2 protein-coding genes and 2 pseudogenes are annotated in these 2,225 nt (G+C 63.1%); 3 read left to right on the forward strand and 1 reads right to left on the reverse strand.

Translation table 11 applies throughout. The features are described 5' to 3' along the window. Together EN932_RS34515 and EN932_RS34520 are read left to right on the forward strand one after the other, a co-directional pair. Nucleotides 1-268, forward strand: a pseudogene (locus tag EN932_RS34515) (DUF3828 domain-containing protein); the annotation flags it as partial. Between the two features lie 4 nt (nucleotides 269-272). Further along, complete coding sequence (locus EN932_RS34520) at nucleotides 273-884, forward strand: hypothetical protein (protein ID WP_127385470.1); 612 nt, start codon at nucleotides 273-275, stop codon at nucleotides 882-884. A gap of 9 nt (nucleotides 885-893) precedes the next feature. Here the strand turns inward: EN932_RS34520 and queF are convergent, their stop codons facing one another. Continuing rightward, complete coding sequence (gene queF / locus EN932_RS34525; protein ID WP_010915503.1) at nucleotides 894-1,355, reverse strand: preQ(1) synthase; 462 nt, start codon at nucleotides 1,353-1,355, stop codon at nucleotides 894-896. Nucleotides 1,356-1,456: 101 nt separating this feature from the next. On the opposite strand from queF, the pseudogene EN932_RS34530 reads away from it, so the two are divergent. Then, a pseudogene (locus EN932_RS34530) lies at nucleotides 1,457-2,225 on the forward strand (N-methylproline demethylase); the annotation flags it as partial.

A 2,225-nucleotide genomic window follows, 5' to 3' on the forward strand; every position in this document is an offset into this window, starting at 1 on the left:
CATCGATTTCGATCCTGGTCTCGACGCTCAGGATTTCGATCAGAAAACCGTCTCGAAAACGCTGAAACTGTCTGAGAAGCAGGATGGCGACAACGCACAGGTCACGGCATCCTTCAGCCTGTTTCCGGAAGGCGATGATTCCAAACGTGAAATGCTCTGGTCGCTCAAGAAGATCGACGGCAAGTGGAAGATATCGGACATCGCTTCCAAAACCAGCGACTGGACGCTCAGCGCGCTGGAATGCATGGCCGGCCAGACGCCGGAGTGAAGCGATGGCCCACCGCCGGTTCGTGGCACTGTCGGGTGTGTGCCTGCTGGCGGCTCTGAGCGGCGCCGCCGCGCAAGGCTTGTTGGGTGCGCCGCCGGCAAACGCCCCGGCCGACACCCAGCCGAGCGACAGCGCTGCACCGCCCGCAAATGCGCCGGGCGGAGCGGCAGAACCGGCCACGCCGCCGGTTGGATGGTCGCCGGCCGAAGCCGCGCCCGCCGCACCGATCCAGCCGGGCTCGCCGACCGCCGTGGTGCGGCCGTTTTACGGTCAGGTCGGGCTGGAGATCGATCCGGCCGAGCGAAGCCATTTCATCGATCCGGCCAAAACCGTGCTCGACAAGAGCGACGCCTTGCGCAAATCCGGGCAGGGCGAGTGCCTCGACCCCAACATGGCGCTCGACAATGCCGATTACGACAAGGCCGAGATAGACAAGAGCCTGAAGACGCTCGAGGCGATCAACGGTGACCAGGCCAAGGTCATCGTCGCCTTCGTCATATCGGGCAACCCGCACCGGCTGGAATGGAAATTCAAGAAGGTCGATGGCGACTGGAAGATCACGGACCTGTTGTCGGTGACCGGCGAATGGGCACTCAGCCAATATCAGTGCGAATGATGGGCGAGCTCAACCCCGCCCGCGATAGGGCGCCACCCCGGTGTCGGGGAGCCAGGCGCCTTCCGGCGGAGCGCCGGTTTGCCAGAACACATCGATCGGAATGCCGCCGCGTGGATACCAATAGCCGCCTATGCGCAACCACAGCGGCTTGGTTGCCGCCACGATGCGGCGGCCGATCATGACGGTGCAGTCTTCATGGAAGGCGCCATGGTTGCGAAACGAGGTCATGAACAGCTTGAGCGACTTCGATTCCACCAGAGCCGCATCGGGTGCGTAGTCGATGACGATATGGGCGAAGTCCGGTTGGCCGGTGACCGGGCACAGCGAGGTGAATTCCGGGCAGGTGAAGCGCACGATCGCCGGCGGCCCGTCGCCGCGCGAAAACGGTACGGTCTCCAGGACCGCTGCTTCGGGGCTTTGTGGCGTCTCGACGTGCGCACCGAGCTGGGTGAGAGTTTTGGTGTCGATCATGGGCCCAATCCTTGTCGCATGCGCCCGGAGTGCGTGCGGGACGACATGCTTGAAAACGAATTTTGCCGCTCATTAGCACAATTTGAAACCGCAGGAAGACGATGACCTCCAACGATCCGCTTCTCCAGCCCTACCAGCTCAAACATCTGACGCTGAAGAACCGGGTCATGTCGACCAGCCATGAGCCGGCCTATTCCGAGGACGGCATGCCGAAAGAGCGCTACCGGCTCTACCATGCCGAGAAGGCTAGGGGAGGCATGGCGCTGACCATGACCGCCGGCTCGGCGATCGTCTCGCGCGACAGCCCGGCCGCTTTCGGCAATCTGCATGTCTATGACGACAGGATCGTGCCGTGGCTGGCCGAGCTCGCCGATGCCTGCCACGAGCACGACTGCAAGGTGATGATCCAGATCACCCATCTCGGCCGCCGTACCGGCTGGAACAAGGCCGACTGGCTGCCGGTACTCTCGGCCTCGCCGGTGCGTGAGCCGGCGCATCGCGCATTCCCGAAAACCATCGAGGACTGGGACATCGAGCGCATCGTCGCCGACTATGCTTCGGCCGCCCAGCGCTGTCAGGCCGCCGGCCTGGACGGCATCGAGTTCGAATCCTACGGCCATCTGATGGACGGCTTCTGGTCGCCGGCCACCAACCATCGCGACGACGAATTCGGCGGCTCGCTCGACAACCGCCTGCGCTTCACCAACATGGTGCTTGATGCCGTGCGTGCGTCGGTCGGCGAGAAATTCGTCGTCGGCATCCGCATGGTCGCTGACGAAGATTTCGAAAAAGGCCTGTCCAAACAGGAGGGCATCGAGATCGCCGGGCGGCTGGCCAATTCCGGCAAGGTCGATTTCCTCAACATCATCC

This window comes from Mesorhizobium sp. M7A.F.Ca.US.002.01.1.1, from assembly GCF_004022955.1.
In the GTDB taxonomy this organism is placed as follows: Bacteria; Pseudomonadota; Alphaproteobacteria; order Rhizobiales; family Rhizobiaceae; genus Mesorhizobium; species Mesorhizobium ciceri.

What these genes read in the sequence shown, in the direction of transcription:
- queF (WP_010915503.1), bottom strand. Translation starts at nt 1,355, where the DNA reads ATGATCGACACCAAAACTCTCACCCAGCTCGGTGCGCACGTCGAGACG.
- EN932_RS34520 (WP_127385470.1), top strand. Translation starts at nt 273, where the DNA reads ATGGCCCACCGCCGGTTCGTGGCACTGTCGGGTGTGTGCCTGCTGGCG.